This is a genomic window from uncultured Roseovarius sp., assembly GCF_913054395.1.
Lineage (GTDB): Bacteria > Pseudomonadota > Alphaproteobacteria > Rhodobacterales > Rhodobacteraceae > Roseovarius.
Window position 1 is genome coordinate 29,550 of record NZ_CAJXIP010000001.1, and the last position, 14,853, is coordinate 44,402.

The following is a 14,853-nucleotide window of genomic DNA, read 5'->3' on the forward strand; positions in this document are numbered from 1 at the left end:
AATTCGGCTGATTTTCTGGGCCTGTGGCGGGGCCGGCAGTGATGAAACAACCGCTTGGTGTCATTCTCGCAGGCGGGCAGGCGACCCGTATGGGCGGCGGCGACAAGGGACTGTTGCCGCTCGGATCTGCAACCATTCTTGATCATGTGGTCGCGCGGCTTGATCCGCAGGTGGCACAGCTTGCGCTCAACGCCAATGGCGACCCGGAGCGGTTCGCAGGGTTTGACCTGCCGGTTCTGGCGGATAGCATCGAGGGATTTGCCGGGCCTTTGGTGGGGGTGCTGGCCGGACTTGACTGGGCAGCCGGGCAGGGCGCCGAGACAATCGTGACCGTGGCGGCGGATACGCCGTTTTTCCCGTCCGATCTGGTGGCGCGCCTGCTTTTGGCGGCGGAGGGCATGACCCAACCGCTTGTTCTGGCCGCGACCCCGCGCGGCGCGCAAGAGACGAAATCCATGACCGGCTCAGGCCTGATCCGGCATCCGACCTTCGGGCTCTGGCCGGTGGCGTTGCGCCATGATCTGCGCGCCGCCCTCACCGAGGGGCTGCGCAAGGTGGTCATCTGGACCGACAAACACAATGGCCGCGAGGCGCTTTTCGAAGATGCGGGCGATCCGTTTTTCAATGTCAACACCCCCGAAGACCTTGAACAGGCGCGGGACAGATTAAGGGCAGGGACATGAGGCTTTACGGCGTGACGGGCTGGAAGAACGCGGGCAAAACCGGGTTGATGGAGAGGCTCGTGAGCGAGATCACCGAACGTGGCATCCGTGTTTCAACGGTGAAACACGCCCATCATACCTTTGACGTGGATCACGCGGGCAAGGACAGCCACCGCCACCGTGTGGCCGGTGCGACCGAGGTTTTGCTGGCCTCGCGCAACCGATTTGCCCTGATGCATGAGTTGCGCGATGAGGAGGAGCCGTCGCTAACGGTGTTGCTGGACAAGCTGGCGCCGGTCGATCTTGTGCTGGTCGAGGGCTATAAACGCGACAGCCATCCCAAGATCGAGGCGTTTCGCGCAGAGACCGGCAACCCTTTGATTGCAAAAGGTGATCCGACCATCCGCGCGGTTGCAAGCGACAGCCCGCTTGATCTTGACCGGCCGGTTTTCGATCTTGATGACACGGTCGCAATCGCTGATTTCATCCTGGCTGAGGTTGGGCTTTGATCCGATTGGACCGACTTGCGATGGGTGACTGGTCGGGCGGGGCTGGCATGGAACCACCGATGCTCAACCGCCTGTGCCGCCGCCTGAGCGCTTGCCTCGCGCGGAGCTGGCGGCCATGTTTGCGATGAAGGCACCCGAGGAGGGCTGTACCATGGGGCTTGGCCATGAAGATGATTTGCGTCGCACGGCGGAGGGGCTGAAACCGCCGCCACTGCGCGACGATTGCTTTGCCCTGCCGGGCGGTGTGGACTGGACCCCGGCAGAGCAGGCGCTGGCGCTGTTGCGTGACCGGCTGCATGTCGTGGTGGGGCGCGAGCGGGTTGAATTGTCGGATGCGCGGGGCCGGGTGCTTGCCGCGCCTGTCACGGCGCGCCGCGCCAATCCCCCGCATCCCAATACGGCGGTCGATGGCTATGGGTTCGCCTTTGACAGCCTCGGTGAAGGCGATCAGACCTTGCCACTGCTTGCGGGCCGCGCGGCGGCGGGGGTGCCTTATGTGGGCGAGGTGCCGCCGGGGCATGCGGTCAGGGTGCTGACCGGGGCGGCCCTGCCGAAAGGTGTTGATACGGTGATCCTGCAAGAGGATGTCAGTGTTGGCGACAGCGAGATCGTCTTTCGTGCAGGCATCAGGCCGGGGGCCAACACCCGGCGGGCGGGCGAGGATGTGGGGGAGGGCGAGACCATTCTTGCGCCGGGGCGTGTCCTGACGCCTGCCGATCTCGCGCTTTGCGCGGCGGTGGGGGTGGCGCGGCTAGAGGTGTGCCTGCCGCTGCGGGTGGCGATCATTTCAACCGGGGATGAACTGGTCGAGGCCGGGCAGGTCCCACAGGCAGGCAAGATTTTTGATGCCAACCGCCCGATGCTAAGCGCGCTTGTGCGCGATTTCGGTTATGAGGTGGTTGATCTTGGCAAGGTGCCCGATGACCGCGAGACGCTGCGCCGCGCACTTGATCGTGGCGCGACCGAGGCGGATGTGATCCTGACGTCGGGTGGGGCCTCGGCGGGCGACGAAGACCATGTATCGGCGCTTTTGAACGAGACAGGCGCGATGGCAGAGTGGCGGATCGCGATCAAACCGGGGCGGCCTCTGGCGCTTGGGGTCTGGCGCGGAACGCCGGTGTTCGGGTTGCCGGGCAATCCGGTCGCGGCGCTTGTCTGTGCGCTTGTGTTCGCGCGCCCGGCGATGGCCTGTTTGTCGGGCTCCGGGTGGTTCGAGCCGCAAGGCTTTGACGTGCCAGCGAATTTCGATAAACGCAAGAAACCCGGACGGCGCGAATATCTGCGCGCGCGGATGCGCGAGGGGCGTGCCGAGGTGTTCAAATCCGAAGGCTCTGGCCGTATCAGCGGGCTAAGCTGGGCCGAAGGGCTGGTCGAACTGCCCGACCACGCGGCCGAGATCAAGCCCGGCGACAGCGTGCGCTATATCCCCTTTGCCAGTTTTCTGCGCGGCTAAGGCGCGCGCTAATCGGGGGCGGGGCCGGTCACATGCACCTGTGTCCCCCAGCCGGTGCATTGTTCGGCCAGACGCGGCGACAGGGGCTGATCGGTGAACACCTGATGCACATCGCGCAGGGATCCGATCCGCACCGGCGCGCTGCGCTGGAATTTTGAGGCGTCCGCGACCAGAAACACCTCGCGCGAGCGGTTGAGCAGGGTTTGCCCGACGACCACCTCCTGAATGTCGAAATCAAGCAGGTCGCCATCGTCATCCATCGCCGAACAGCCAAGGATCGCATAGTCGAACTTGAAATTCTCGATGGTGCGCGCGGTCAGATGGCCGACAAGCCCGTTATCGGCTCGCCGCAATGCACCGCCCGCCACCACGATGTGACAGCTTTTGTTGGCCAGCAGGATTTGCGCGACGTTCATGTTGTTGGTGACCACCATCAGGTTGCGGTGGTCAATCAGTTCGCGCGCGACGGCCTCTGTGGTGGTGCCGATATCAAGAAACACCGAGGCCTCGTCGGGGATGGCCGCGGCACAGGCCCGCGCGATGGCGGTCTTGGCGGCCTCGTTGAGGCGGCGACGTTCCTCATAGAGGATATTGTTGACGCCAGAGGGCAGGATCGCACCGCCATGCACCCGCTCGAGTTTGCCTGCATTGGCAAGCTCGGTCAGGTCGCGGCGGATGGTCTGAACGGTCACGTCAAAGCGCTCGGCCAGCCCCTCGACGGTGACCTTGCCCTCGGCACGGGCAATTTCAAGGATATCGGGTTGGCGAAACGATTGCGACATGCGGCGGTCCTCGGGCGGGGCTTTTTTCGATTATGTTCGTTTTTGTCTGTCGCGCAAGAGGATGAGGCGCTTTGCGGTCTGAAAACGCCGTAGTCACCTCTGACTCGAACGGAACAATGTGGTGTCAAGGAGGTGGATGTGCGTCAGGCGACGCAAGGGCGTGCGCGGCGACCTGCGCGGCGATTCAGGTGAATATCAGCAAAAACAATCAATGCGGGAAAATCGAACGAAAACGAACATCCTTTTCTTGACGTTTGGGCGGATTGATGGTTCGCTTTGGGGTGTATCGTGAGGAGGAATCGGTGTCGGAGTCCAGCACAGACAGGATTGTCGATCTGTTCGTCATCGGCGGCGGTATCAATGGCTGTGGCATTGCGCGCGATGCGGCGGGGCGTGGCCTTTCGGTCGAACTTGCCGAGATGAACGATCTCGCCTCGGCGACATCTTCGGCCTCGACCAAGCTGTTTCACGGCGGTTTGCGCTATCTGGAATACTTCGAAATCCGGCTGGTGCGAGAGGCCCTGATCGAGCGCGAAACGCTCTTGCGCGCTATGCCGCATATCAGCTGGCCGATGCGCTTTGTTCTTCCTTATCATAAGGATATGCGGTTTGAGGGCGAAACGCCGACCTCGCGGATCGTGAACCTGGTGATGCCCTGGACGAAGGGGCGGCGCCCGGCCTGGCTTATCCGGTTTGGGTTGTTTCTTTACGACCATCTTGGCGGGCGCAAGATATTGCCGGGCACGGCCACGCTTGATCTGACCCGCGCGCCCGAGGGGCGGTCGCTCAAGCAGAAGTTCACCCGCGCCTTTGAATATTCGGACTGCTGGATCGAGGATAGCCGTCTGGTGGTGCTCAACGCGCGCGATGCGGCGGCGCGGGGCGCGGTGATCCGCACCCGCACCAAGGTGCAATCGGCGGAGCGGGCCGGAAATCTTTGGCATGTCACGCTGGTCGATCAGGAGACGGGTCATCGCAGCACCCTGCGCGCGCGCGGGCTTGTGAATGCAGCCGGGCCATGGGTCAAGGATGTGATCTCGGGGACGCTCCGGCTTGAGACGAACGAAGGGGTGCGGCTTGTGCGCGGCAGCCATATCGTGACCAAGCGTCTGTTTGATCACGATAAATGCTATTTCTTTCAGGGCGGCGACGGGCGGATCATTTTCGCCATCCCTTACGAGACTGATTTCACCCTGATCGGCACCACCGATGCCGAGCACGCCGATGCCGACCAGAAACCGGAATGCACCCCGGAAGAGGCCGACTATCTGTGCCGCTTTGCCAGTGAGTATTTCAAGGTGCCTGTGACCCGCGACGATATCGTCTGGACCTATTCGGGCGTGCGACCGCTTTATGATGACGGGGCCAAATCGGCCACCGCGGCGACCCGCGATTATGTACTTTCGCTGGAGGACACAAATGGCGCGCCGCTGCTGAATGTGTTCGGTGGCAAGATCACCACCTATCGCAAACTGGCCGAGGCGGCATTGGCCAAGCTGGCGCCGCATTTCCCCGAGACAAAAGGCGGCTGGACCGCTGGCGTGGCCTTGCCGGGTGGGGATTTTGCCGTCGATGGGGTCGAGGCGTTGGTGCAGAACCTGCGCCGGGGCTATCCTTTCCTGACCGGTCCCTGGGCGCGCCGTCTTGTGCGGGCCTATGGCACCGAGGCGGGGGATATCCTTGGCGATGCGCGCGCGGTGGCGGATTTGGGGCCGGATTTCGGGGCCACTCTCACCGGCGCCGAGGTGCGCTGGCAGATGCGCCGCGAATTCGCCCGCGAGGCCGCCGATGTGGTCTGGCGGCGCACCCGGCTGGGGCTGCGGATGAGCGAGGAACAGATTGCCGCGCTTGACGATTGGATGCGGCAGTAAGGCCACAGCCCTGTTGTCCCCGGACTTGTCTCGGGGATATCATTTCAGGAACTCCCCGCCCTGAACCCGGCCCAAACCCGGAATGACGCTTTTTAACAACGGACCACAGCCATGACACATATCCTTGCCATTGATCAGGGCACCACCTCAAGCCGGGCGATCCTGTTTGATGAAAAGATGCGGATCGTGGCCGTCGCGCAAGAGGAATTCCCGCAGCATTTTCCGAAATCGGGCTGGGTAGAGCATGACGCCAATGATCTTTGGTCAAGCACGGCGGGCACCTGTCGCGCGGTGATCGAAAAGGCCGGGTCAAGCGTGGCGGATGTGGCGGCCATCGGTATCACCAACCAGCGCGAAACCACCGTGGTCTGGGACAGGAAAACCGGGCAGGCGGTGCACCATGCGATTGTCTGGCAGGACCGGCGCACCGCCGATTATTGCCGCGCGCTTCGCGAGGCGGGGCACGAAGAGATGATCGCCGCGCGTACCGGATTGTTGCTTGATCCCTATTTCTCGGGGACCAAGCTTCGCTGGATACTCGAAAATGTCGAAGGCGCGCGGGCGCGCGCCGAGGCGGGCGATTTGCTGTTCGGCACGGTCGACAGCTTTCTGATCTGGAAGCTGACCGGCGGCGCGGTGCATGCGACAGATGCCACCAATGCCGCACGTACCCTGCTTTACGATATCCGCAAGGGCCGGTGGAGCAAGACGATCTGCGATTTGCTTGATATCCCGATGCAGATGCTGCCCGAGGTGCGCAACAGCGCCGATGATTTCGGTCATGTGCGCGCCGATCTGTTCGGGCGCGAGATCCCCATTCGCGGGGTGGCCGGCGATCAGCAGGCGGCGACCGTGGGACAGGCCTGTTTCAAACCGGGGATGCTGAAATCGACCTATGGGACCGGGTGTTTCGCGCTTTTGAACACCGGCGACACGCCGGTCGTGTCTAAGAACCGGCTGTTGACGACCATCGCCTATCAGTTTGACGGCAAGCCGACCTATGCGCTTGAGGGCTCGATTTTCGTGGCCGGGGCGGTGGTGCAATGGCTGCGCGACGGCCTTCGGATCATCCGCGAGGCAAGCGAGACACAGCCGCTTGCCGAAAAGGCCGACCCGGCGCAGAACGTGGTGCTTGTGCCGGCCTTTACCGGGCTTGGTGCGCCCTATTGGAACGCCGAATGTCGTGGTGCGATGTTCGGGCTGACGCGCAACACGCGGCCAGAGGAGCTGGCGCGTGCGGCCCTTGAAAGCGTCGGCTTCCAGACCCGCGATCTGTTGCAGGCGATGCGCGATGACTGGGACGGGCAGGGTGCCGATGCGGTGTCGCGCGACAGGGATGTGGCGACCCTCCGGGTCGACGGCGGCATGAGCGCCTCTGACTGGGCGATGCAGTTTCTGTCGGATATCATCGACGCGCCGGTTGACCGGCCTCAGGTCCTTGAAACCACCGCACTTGGTGCGGCCTGGCTGGCGGGGATGCAGGTCGGGCTTTATCCAGGTCAGGATGAATTCGCCGCCACCTGGGCGCTTGAGCGACAGTTTTTGCCCGATATGGATGACGCGCTGCGCCGGGTGAAAACCGATGCCTGGGCGCGCGCGATAGAGGCCACGCTTCGGTTTTAGGCCGATCCCTCGATTTCGGTAACGACCGCTCACTCTGGGTTTTGTCTGCGTGAGGGCATGATCTATTGTGGTCGGCGGTCCGCCATATTACCTTTTGAGAAATTACTTTGACCAAGCGCATTGGGGGCCATCGGCCCAGAGGAGAGCTCATGGCCGAACCGGTCTCTGTCATCGTCCCTGCCAAGAATGAGGCCGAGACCATCCGCAGGGTGGTGTCGGTCCTGTTGGGGATGGCCGATGTCGGCGAGGTCGTCGTGATCGACAACGGATCGCAGGATGCCACCGCCGCCGAGGCAGGCGCCGCAGGCGCGCGGGTGATTTCCGAGACCCGCCCCGGCATGGGCCATGCGGTACGTGCAGGTATCGCGGCCACGACATATGACTGGGTGATGAAGGTCGATGCGGACCTCGACAAATTCGATACCGGGCTGTTCGCGCGCATGCCTGCCGCACGCGCGCCGGGTGTTGGCCTGATCAAGGGCGCCTGGCATGACCCGGCCGACAACATGCCGATGACCCGGCTTTTGGTGATGCCCGCCATTCACCTGATGTTCCCCGGCCTTGGTCACCTGCGCGCGCCGAATTCCGGGCTCTATCTGTTCAACAAGTCGCTGATCGCGCATCAGGAACTTGTCGGCGATTACGCGGTCGATCTTGATGTCATGCTGCGCGTGCATGCTGCGGGTGCGCGGGTGGTCGAAGTCGATATCGGCCGGATCGAGCATGACGTGCGCGATGTGCCGCATTACAATTCCATGGCCGAAGAGCTGTTGAACTTCTTCCTTGGCCGCCAGCATCGCCAGATCACCACCGAGATGGTGGTGATTGCGCAGGATGGCGGCGAGGTGATCCGCCATGCCCTGGCCACCTTGGCTGCGCGGGCCGTCGCGGGGGGGCGGGTGACGCTCTATCTTGCAGGTGACAGAAGTCCGGCGGCGCAGGTGCTGCGCGAGGTTCTGGCGCCTTATCCGACCCTGCGGATTTTGCCGTTTGAACAGGTCGCGGGCTTTGCCCCAGGCGCCAATGCGGCAAAGCTTTGCGTCTTGGCGCCCTTCCCGCAGGCGGGCGAGGCGCGGGTTTTTGAGGCGGCAGTAGGGTTGAACGCGGGGGCGGATGATCTGGCGTCAGAACTATTGTTGATGCCGACCAGTCAGGCGGGGGGTGTGATTGGCGGTTTCCGCCCGGATATCGCCCCGGAGACCGAGGATGGCGAAGCCCTCAAGCGCGTGGCGCTTGAGCGGATTGGCGTCAAGGGCGAGGGCGGTGCGCTGATGCGTGAAATGTTTCAAACCAGCGACTCGTTGCCAGACGCGCTGAAGCCCGGTTTGCGCGCGGCGACCTGCCCCTCTGTGGGCTGATGTTCTGCCCGTTCGCCCGGCATAACGAGGTGCCGCTTTTGCCTGTCCGGGTCAGGCGCCTTTGAAATTCACTTCGCCTTCATGCTGCATCGCATTGTCCCGTGCCGTTTGGCCCGCGTCGGCCCGGCCCCGCGCCTGGGCACGATTGCGGCGAACGCGGCCATATTGACCGATGCCAACCGCCAGCAGGATGATCGCGCCACCGGGGATCAGACCGGGGCCGGGGTCTTCGCCCAGCATGATCATCGCGATCACGATGGCGGCCAGCGGCGAGAACGAGGTTGCCAGCGACACATCGCCGGAGCGGGCATATTTCAGGCCAAGGGCCCAGGCGAACTGTCCGCCGATGACGACGATCAGGGCATAGATCCAGACCCACTGCCAGACGACAGGGTGAAACACATCCTCGAAATGGCGCGGCCCGAACAGATAGATCGCCAGGAAGAAGTAGAACACCGTGCCCACGGCGGTGCGGTAGATCGAGAAAATGCCAAGCGGAATACCGCGAAGCCCGGTGCGTGCCACCAGCGTCGAGGCGATATAAGACAGCGTCGCCAACAGCGCGCCGATCTCGCCCTTGCCGAGCACAAAGCTGCTGTCATCGGCCTTGAGCGCGATCATCACCACCGCCCCGCAGAGCGCGACAAGTCCGGCGACAAAGGACCACGGCTCGAATTCCTCGCCGAGCAACAGGAATGTCGCCAGCAGGAAAAGCGGCGGTTCAATCCGTCCCATCAGCACCACATTGGTCACCGTGGTATGTTCCAGCGCATAAAAGAACAGCCCCGGAGTCAGCGCCGAGGACAGCAAGGCCGAGAGCGTCAGGATGAGCCAGTGCTTCGTGGTCAGGGCGCGCAGGTTTTCAAACGTCCAGTCGCGCCAGAACATCAAGAGCATCGGCACCATCGACATGAGCGAGCCGACAAACAGCAGGTTGCAATAGGTGATGACATTGCGCCCCATGACCCGGTTGTTCGCCCCGATATCCGCCAGCAGCGACACGATCGAATTGGACGAGGCATAGATCAGCACCGCAACCCAGGCCAGCGAGGCTCCCAACAGGATCTTGGATTGGTCCGGAAGGGACTGGGTGGCTGTGGTGCTCATAATGGGTGTCCTGACCTGAAAAATCTTATTCCCTTAAATTGAGCCTTTGTCGGGGCGGGATCAATGCACGGTTGTACAGCTGCAGGTCACGTTGCCGACAGCCGCACGTAATATTGTTTCAAAAGCGGCGAACCGATCACGCTTGTGTTGTCCGGCGTGAAAATCGGTGTGATTTTGGTTGTAATGCCTCCAGTCAGGGGCAAGGTTCGCCCAACAGGGCCAGAACCCAAAAGAGCATCAAGGCGGAGTGCAGACCATGACAGAGCAATCACAGGACGCAGCGACAAGCTTTGTCACGATTTTCGACGATACCTATAATCAGCCGGATTGCCGCGCCTATTTCCGGATGATGGATGCGCTTGGCTATCGCAATCAGCATCACGCGGTGGCGGCGTTTCGTGCCGGTCTGGCCGAGATGATGCGCCTGCGCGGGCTCAACTCTGCGCGGATCGTGGATTTTGCCAGCAGCTATGGCATCGTCAGCGCCCTGATGGGGCATGACCTGACGCTGGCAGAGGTGTTCGATCGCTATCGGACCCCGGCCTTCGACGGGATGCCCGCGCCCGAGGTGATCCGCGAGGATCGCGCCTGGTTCGACAGCATCCGGCGCAAGGTGCCACCGATGCGCTTTGTGGGGCTGGATGTGGCCCCCAATGCGGTTGCCTACGGGCTTGGGGCCGGGCTATTTGATGCGGGCTTTGTCGAGGATTTGCAGGAAAACCCGACCTCGCCGGAGCTGGCGGCAGAGCTGGCGGAGTGTGACATGATCGTGGAATGCGGGAGCGTGGCACAGCTTATGCCGGCCGCGCTTGACCGGCTGTTGGCGGCAGCGGGGCCGCGCAAGCCCTGGGTGATGACCTCGCCCATTCGCGGCAACGAGCGACCCGAGGCGGCTGAGGTGATGCGCGATCACGGGCTGGTGGTGGAACAATTGCCGGTGCCGCCCTTCGTGCACCGTCGTTTTGAAAGTGCCGATGAACAGGCCCGCGCCAGTGCCAATGCGCGGGCACAGGGCCATGATCCCGAGGGGGTGGAAAGCACCGGGTATTTCCATGCACAGGTTCTGTTGGCGCGCCCGGCGGATGAGGTGAGCCCCCCCGCCGATTGGGCAATGCCGGTGAGCGTGGCGCCGATGGGGGCCTAGTGTCAGCGCCGGTTGTCGCGGCGCGCGCGCCGGGTTATGCTTCGGGCCGTTATATCAAGTGATTTTCCGTGACCTCAGACCCGACCATCAAAAAGGGATCGTCCGACGTGCTGATCACCACCTTGTCTTCTGACCGCGCGCTTCGCGGTGTCGCTGACCGGAGCTGATCGGATGCGCGGGGGCGGATTTCTGAGTTTTGCCGCTGCGATCGCCTTTGGCTATGGCGGCGGGCAACTGGCGTTGGTGATGATAGCGCGGGGTTTGCCGGCCGAGGCCCCGGTTCAGATCGGCGCAGCCTTGGCGGCGGTCGATGCGGCCGCGCCCGAGGCGCTGCCGAATGGGTGGCCGCCGGTGTTTGACGCCTATGTGCCCGATCCGCCCCGCGCCAAGGCCCCCCCGAAAAAGGCGGAAAAGTACCGCCTCGTCGGGCTTGTGGCCGGTGGAACAGACGGCTGGGCGATCATGAACGCGTCGGATGGCAATGCGCTTGTGCGGGCCGGGGACCGGCTTGTGGGGGGCGAACCCGTGCTTGAGATCGAGGCCAACGGCGTCTGGATCGAACGAGACCAAAAGCGCGTCCTGATCCGCTTTGAGGAAACCACAAGCGAAATGATGGCGCGGATCATGTCGAACGGTGCGATTGAGGGCGATAGTGCCGAAGTGCCCATCAGCGCCTTTTCCGGCCGTGACATGCGTCGCGTCCTTGGGCGTGCAGGCAGTGTTCGCATGGTCGCCCCAAATGGCGGGCAGGGCGAGAAATACCCCGAAATCCTCTGGGTGCGCGAAGGCCAGGTCTATGACCTTATCGGCTTGCAGCGTGGCGATATGGTGCTTCGGGTGAATGGGTATTCGGTTGCCGATCCTGAAAACCTGGCCAATGCCGCGCAAATTCTGCGCAGTGCGGATGAATTCGCGATAGATATCCTGCGCAAGGGCCAGCGACGCACCATTACAGTCAAAATCACCGGCCGCGGATAGCCACCAAGAAAACATGAGGCCTGGATTCACGTTTTACGGGAATCGCACTCGCGCCAATGGTCTTTGCAAGACTTGCTGTGCAATTTAAGAGGGAGTTACGCAAGGTAAGCCCAAATTTTTGGGCTGTCCCCTCTGGAAAATGCTTTCAGAGTCCCTATTTTACCATAGGTGAAAGTTTTTTCGGATTGTTTACGATCTGGATATAGTCGCTAGAAAACATTTTTAAACAACAGCTTGTATTTTCGACGATCCTCCAATCGGCGTTCACAAGTAAAATCATGCACCTATCACGGAAATGTTACCGTTGTCGGGTGCTTTTTTTTGTGCTGTCATCTTGCATGACGAGGGCGACTTTATGCCGCTCCTGTCATATTAACCAATGGCAATGCCGTGCTGCCTTCGTGCGCGGAACAGGGAGCAATTGCTCTTAAAATATTAAACCAAAATTCGCAGGTTACTGACCTGCGCGGGCCACACATTACTCACCCCTACCGGCCTGTAATCCCAACTCTCGAGCCCTGGCTCGAACCTTAAATAAGGCGGCGTGATGGCCGTTCTGAAAACGGGGTCTATTGGCCCTTCTCACTCGCGGCACATTTGGCGCGAGGGCGATCGCGTTATTTCTGGCGCGTGACAAAAGTAATATTCGCGAGCTTTTTCTGCTGGAGGACTAAGCATGAAACGAAGAGAAGCATTGAAGCTTGGCTTGGGTGTTGCGGGCGCTACTGCGGTAGCATCGCAGGCCGGGGCCGAGATCAAGCAATGGCCGGACAGCGCTGCGGAAGGTCTGACGCAGGACGGTCTGGTATTCCCCGACAATTTCCAACCGAGCATCGTCACCTCGCCGAGCCCTGCCGTTGAACCATTTACTGCGCCGCTCAACATTATGCCGACGGCGCAGCCGATCGACCCGGCGACATATGATCCGCCGATCGAGCCCGAGCGCCATCAGCGGTTCGACGATTTCCCGCCGGCCAACCACTACGAAGAGGTGATGACCGAATTCCGCTGGAAGTATCATTGGCAGCCCCCGTATGGTGACGGCACACCCGATGTTGTTGGCCGTGACGGTGATCCGGATGTCGGGTCCTGGCACTGGGGTTTCAATGGCATCACGCCGGGTGAAACCTATAAGTCCAACTATGGCGAGCCGGTCTTCCTGCGTCGCAACAACCTTCTGCCCCCTGTGGGCTCTGGCAATGTGACCTTCGCGCTTCCTTCGCCGACGATCCACCTTCACAACGCGCATACCGCGTCTGAATCGGACGGTATTCCTCAGGATTTCTTCAATCCCGGCGAATTCTGGGATTACCATTACGGCAACTTCCCCGCAGGCTCGCCTGATGGGTGGGACTATGACAACACCGAGATCATGAACACGCTGTGGTATCACGACCACCGTCTGGATTTCACCGCGACCAACGTTTACGCGGGCTTCTCGGGCTTCTACCTGCTGTTTGATGAGCGTGATTCAAACAACGAAAACGATCCGAACCCGAATGCGTTCAACCTGCCGTCGGGCGATTATGACATTCCGCTGATCCTGCATGACGTGCAGTTCCAGCCGAACGGTCAGGTGATCTGGGACTTCTTCATGCCCGATGATCCGATTTCGCCGGACCCCAAGGCCGAACCCGAAGATGTGGGCAACTCTCAGGGCGCTCTGGATGACTTCGGTCCCAACCGCCTGCAATACACCACTCAGGGTATGGTCGGCGACAAGATCACCGTGAACCGCATCATCCAGCCCTATCTGGATGTGGATCGCCGCAAGTACCGCTTCCGTTTCTTGAACGGCGGTCCCTCGCGTCTTTACACGCTGGTTCTCAAGGTTACACCTGCCGGTGGCGGTGAGCCCTACTTCGACGATTGGACCATCCTGTCGAACGACGGTAACCTGCTTGAGGCGCCTCTGATCGAACCGTCGTTCGAACTTTGGGTTGCAAACCGCTTTGACGTGATTGTCGACTTCTCGAAGTACGGCGATGGCGATCTTGTCGAAGTTTGGAATACCAAGGAAATTCGGACTGATGGCGCTGGCCCGACCGGCTATACGCTTGAAGGCGACGACATGATGCCGGTGATGCAGTTCCGCTGCAAAGCGGGCGAGGTCGCCGATCCGTCGAAAATTCCGGCCAAGATGCGCAAGCTTCCCAAGATCCGCATGTCGGAAGTGCGCCGCAAGCGCCTGTTTGTCTTCGATTATGACAACGGGTTGTGGACGGTGAACGGTCGCCTGATGGATCCCAACCGCGTGGATGCCAAGATCGAGCAGGGCTCTGCCGAGATCTGGACCTTCCGCAACGAAGGCAATGCCTGGGCACATCCGGTACATACCCACTTCGAAGAGTTCCAGATTCTTGAGGTCAACGGTCGTCCGCCAAGTGCGGTTGAGCGGTCCCGCAAGGACGTGGTTTCGCTTGGGCCCGGAGACGAGGTTACGTTCTTCAGCCGTTGGCGCGACTTCTTCGGCAAGCACGTGATGCACTGTCACAACGTTGTTCACGAAGACCATGCCATGATGATCCGTTGGGACATCGTTGAGCCGGGTCAGGGCGACTAAGCTTCCACCGACCATGGAAATCTCTGAGAAAGAGAGGAGACTATCATGACGAATAGACGTCAATTTCTGACCGGGCTTCCGGTCGCCGCGGCGGTGGGCTTTACGACCACGGCGGGTTCGTCCTCGGAACGGGCGGCGCACGAGGCCAAAGCGGCCATGGAGCGCATGCATCACGGCCGCGTTACGCAGACCGGCAACGTGATCGATTCCACGAAACGGGACTCGTTCCCGCATCTGGTACTGACCAACCAGCACGGGGAAACAAAAGCGTTCTACGAAAATTATATCGAGAACCGCATCGTGGTTATGAACTTTTTCAGCATCCGCGAAGAAGCGTCATTTCCGATTACCGAAAAGCTGAGCAAGGTTGTGGCCGAGCTGGGTGACAAAGTGGGGAGCGAAATCCAGGTCGTTTCCATCACGCGTGACCCGGAATTCGACACACCCGACCGTCTCAAGGCTTTCGCGGCCGAGTTCAATGCACCCGCTGCCTGGACGTTCCTGACGGGCTCGCGTGAGAACAGCTCGGATCTGGCCTTCCGGATGTACCGGATGGGCCACAGCGCGAAACCCAGCCAGAGCCGCAAGGTCGATGTCATCTTCTATGGCAACGGCAGCGCAGGTCTTTGGGGCGCATTCCCGGTTGATATTCAAGCCGATGATGCCGCCAACCGGGTTTCGTGGGTCATGCCGCATACCATCCCGGCGGATGGCAAGACGCGACGGGCCGGTCCGCGTGTGTTCGATCTCAAGGATCCGCGCAACCATAACCGCGAAGTCTGAGTTACTGGGCCCGGGCAACC

Annotated in this window: 12 protein-coding genes; 10 read left to right on the forward strand and 2 right to left on the reverse strand. The window is 61.4% G+C overall.

Annotated elements, in window-relative coordinates:
• Nucleotides 1–41 precede the first annotated feature (41 nt).
• The 3 genes from mobA to glp all read left to right on the forward strand — a co-directional run bounded on the left by mobA (nt 42) and on the right by glp (nt 2,624).
• Nucleotides 42–683: a molybdenum cofactor guanylyltransferase MobA gene (gene mobA, locus QZ522_RS00155; protein ID WP_294606213.1), complete on the forward strand. Its 642-nt coding sequence runs from the start codon at nt 42–44 to the stop codon at nt 681–683.
• Nucleotides 680–1,171 (forward strand): molybdopterin-guanine dinucleotide biosynthesis protein B, encoded by a 492-nt coding sequence (gene mobB, locus QZ522_RS00160; RefSeq protein WP_294606215.1) that lies wholly within the window; start codon nt 680–682, stop codon nt 1,169–1,171. Before mobA ends, mobB begins: the two co-directional genes overlap by 4 nt.
• A 151-nt stretch (nt 1,172–1,322) precedes the next feature.
• Nucleotides 1,323–2,624: a gephyrin-like molybdotransferase Glp gene (gene glp, locus QZ522_RS00165; RefSeq protein WP_294606303.1), complete on the forward strand. Its 1,302-nt coding sequence runs from the start codon at nt 1,323–1,325 to the stop codon at nt 2,622–2,624.
• An 8-nt stretch (nt 2,625–2,632) separates the two neighbouring features.
• Here the strand turns inward: glp and QZ522_RS00170 are convergent, their stop codons facing one another.
• Nucleotides 2,633–3,406 carry a DeoR/GlpR family DNA-binding transcription regulator gene (locus QZ522_RS00170; protein WP_294606217.1) on the reverse strand — a complete coding sequence of 258 codons (774 nt, stop codon included), beginning with the start codon at nt 3,404–3,406 and terminating at the stop codon, nt 2,633–2,635.
• A gap of 302 nt (nt 3,407–3,708) precedes the next feature.
• Between QZ522_RS00170 and glpD the strand changes: the two genes are divergently transcribed.
• The 3 genes from glpD (at nt 3,709) to QZ522_RS00185 (ending at nt 8,258) form a co-directional block, all read left to right on the forward strand.
• A complete protein-coding gene (glpD, locus tag QZ522_RS00175) occupies nt 3,709–5,277 on the forward strand; it encodes a glycerol-3-phosphate dehydrogenase (RefSeq protein WP_294606219.1) in 1,569 nt (522 codons plus the stop codon).
• Nucleotides 5,278–5,388: 111 nt separating this feature from the next.
• Nucleotides 5,389–6,900: a glycerol kinase GlpK gene (glpK, locus tag QZ522_RS00180; protein WP_294606222.1), complete on the forward strand. Its 1,512-nt coding sequence runs from the start codon at nt 5,389–5,391 to the stop codon at nt 6,898–6,900.
• Between the two features lie 149 nt (nt 6,901–7,049).
• A complete protein-coding gene (locus tag QZ522_RS00185; protein ID WP_294606224.1) occupies nt 7,050–8,258 on the forward strand; it encodes a glycosyltransferase in 1,209 nt (402 codons plus the stop codon).
• A gap of 51 nt (nt 8,259–8,309) precedes the next feature.
• On the opposite strand, the gene QZ522_RS00190 is transcribed toward QZ522_RS00185, so the two are convergent.
• A complete protein-coding gene (locus tag QZ522_RS00190) occupies nt 8,310–9,365 on the reverse strand; it encodes a DMT family transporter (protein WP_294606225.1) in 1,056 nt (351 codons plus the stop codon).
• Between the two features lie 256 nt (nt 9,366–9,621).
• On the opposite strand from QZ522_RS00190, the gene QZ522_RS00195 reads away from it, so the two are divergent.
• The 4 genes from QZ522_RS00195 to QZ522_RS00210 all read left to right on the forward strand — a co-directional run bounded on the left by QZ522_RS00195 (nt 9,622) and on the right by QZ522_RS00210 (nt 14,833).
• Nucleotides 9,622–10,509: a hypothetical protein gene (locus QZ522_RS00195; RefSeq protein ID WP_294606228.1), complete on the forward strand. Its 888-nt coding sequence runs from the start codon at nt 9,622–9,624 to the stop codon at nt 10,507–10,509.
• Nucleotides 10,510–10,680: 171 nt separating this feature from the next.
• Entirely contained in the window at nt 10,681–11,487 is an 807-nt protein-coding gene (locus tag QZ522_RS00200) for a hypothetical protein (protein WP_294606230.1), read from the forward strand.
• 676 nt (nt 11,488–12,163) lie between these two features.
• Nucleotides 12,164–14,050, forward strand: coding sequence for a multicopper oxidase domain-containing protein (locus QZ522_RS00205; RefSeq protein WP_294606232.1), 1,887 nt, complete (start codon nt 12,164–12,166; stop codon nt 14,048–14,050).
• A gap of 45 nt (nt 14,051–14,095) precedes the next feature.
• Nucleotides 14,096–14,833, forward strand: coding sequence for an SCO family protein (locus tag QZ522_RS00210; protein WP_294606234.1), 738 nt, complete (start codon nt 14,096–14,098; stop codon nt 14,831–14,833).
• Nucleotides 14,834–14,853: the final 20 nt, after the last annotated feature.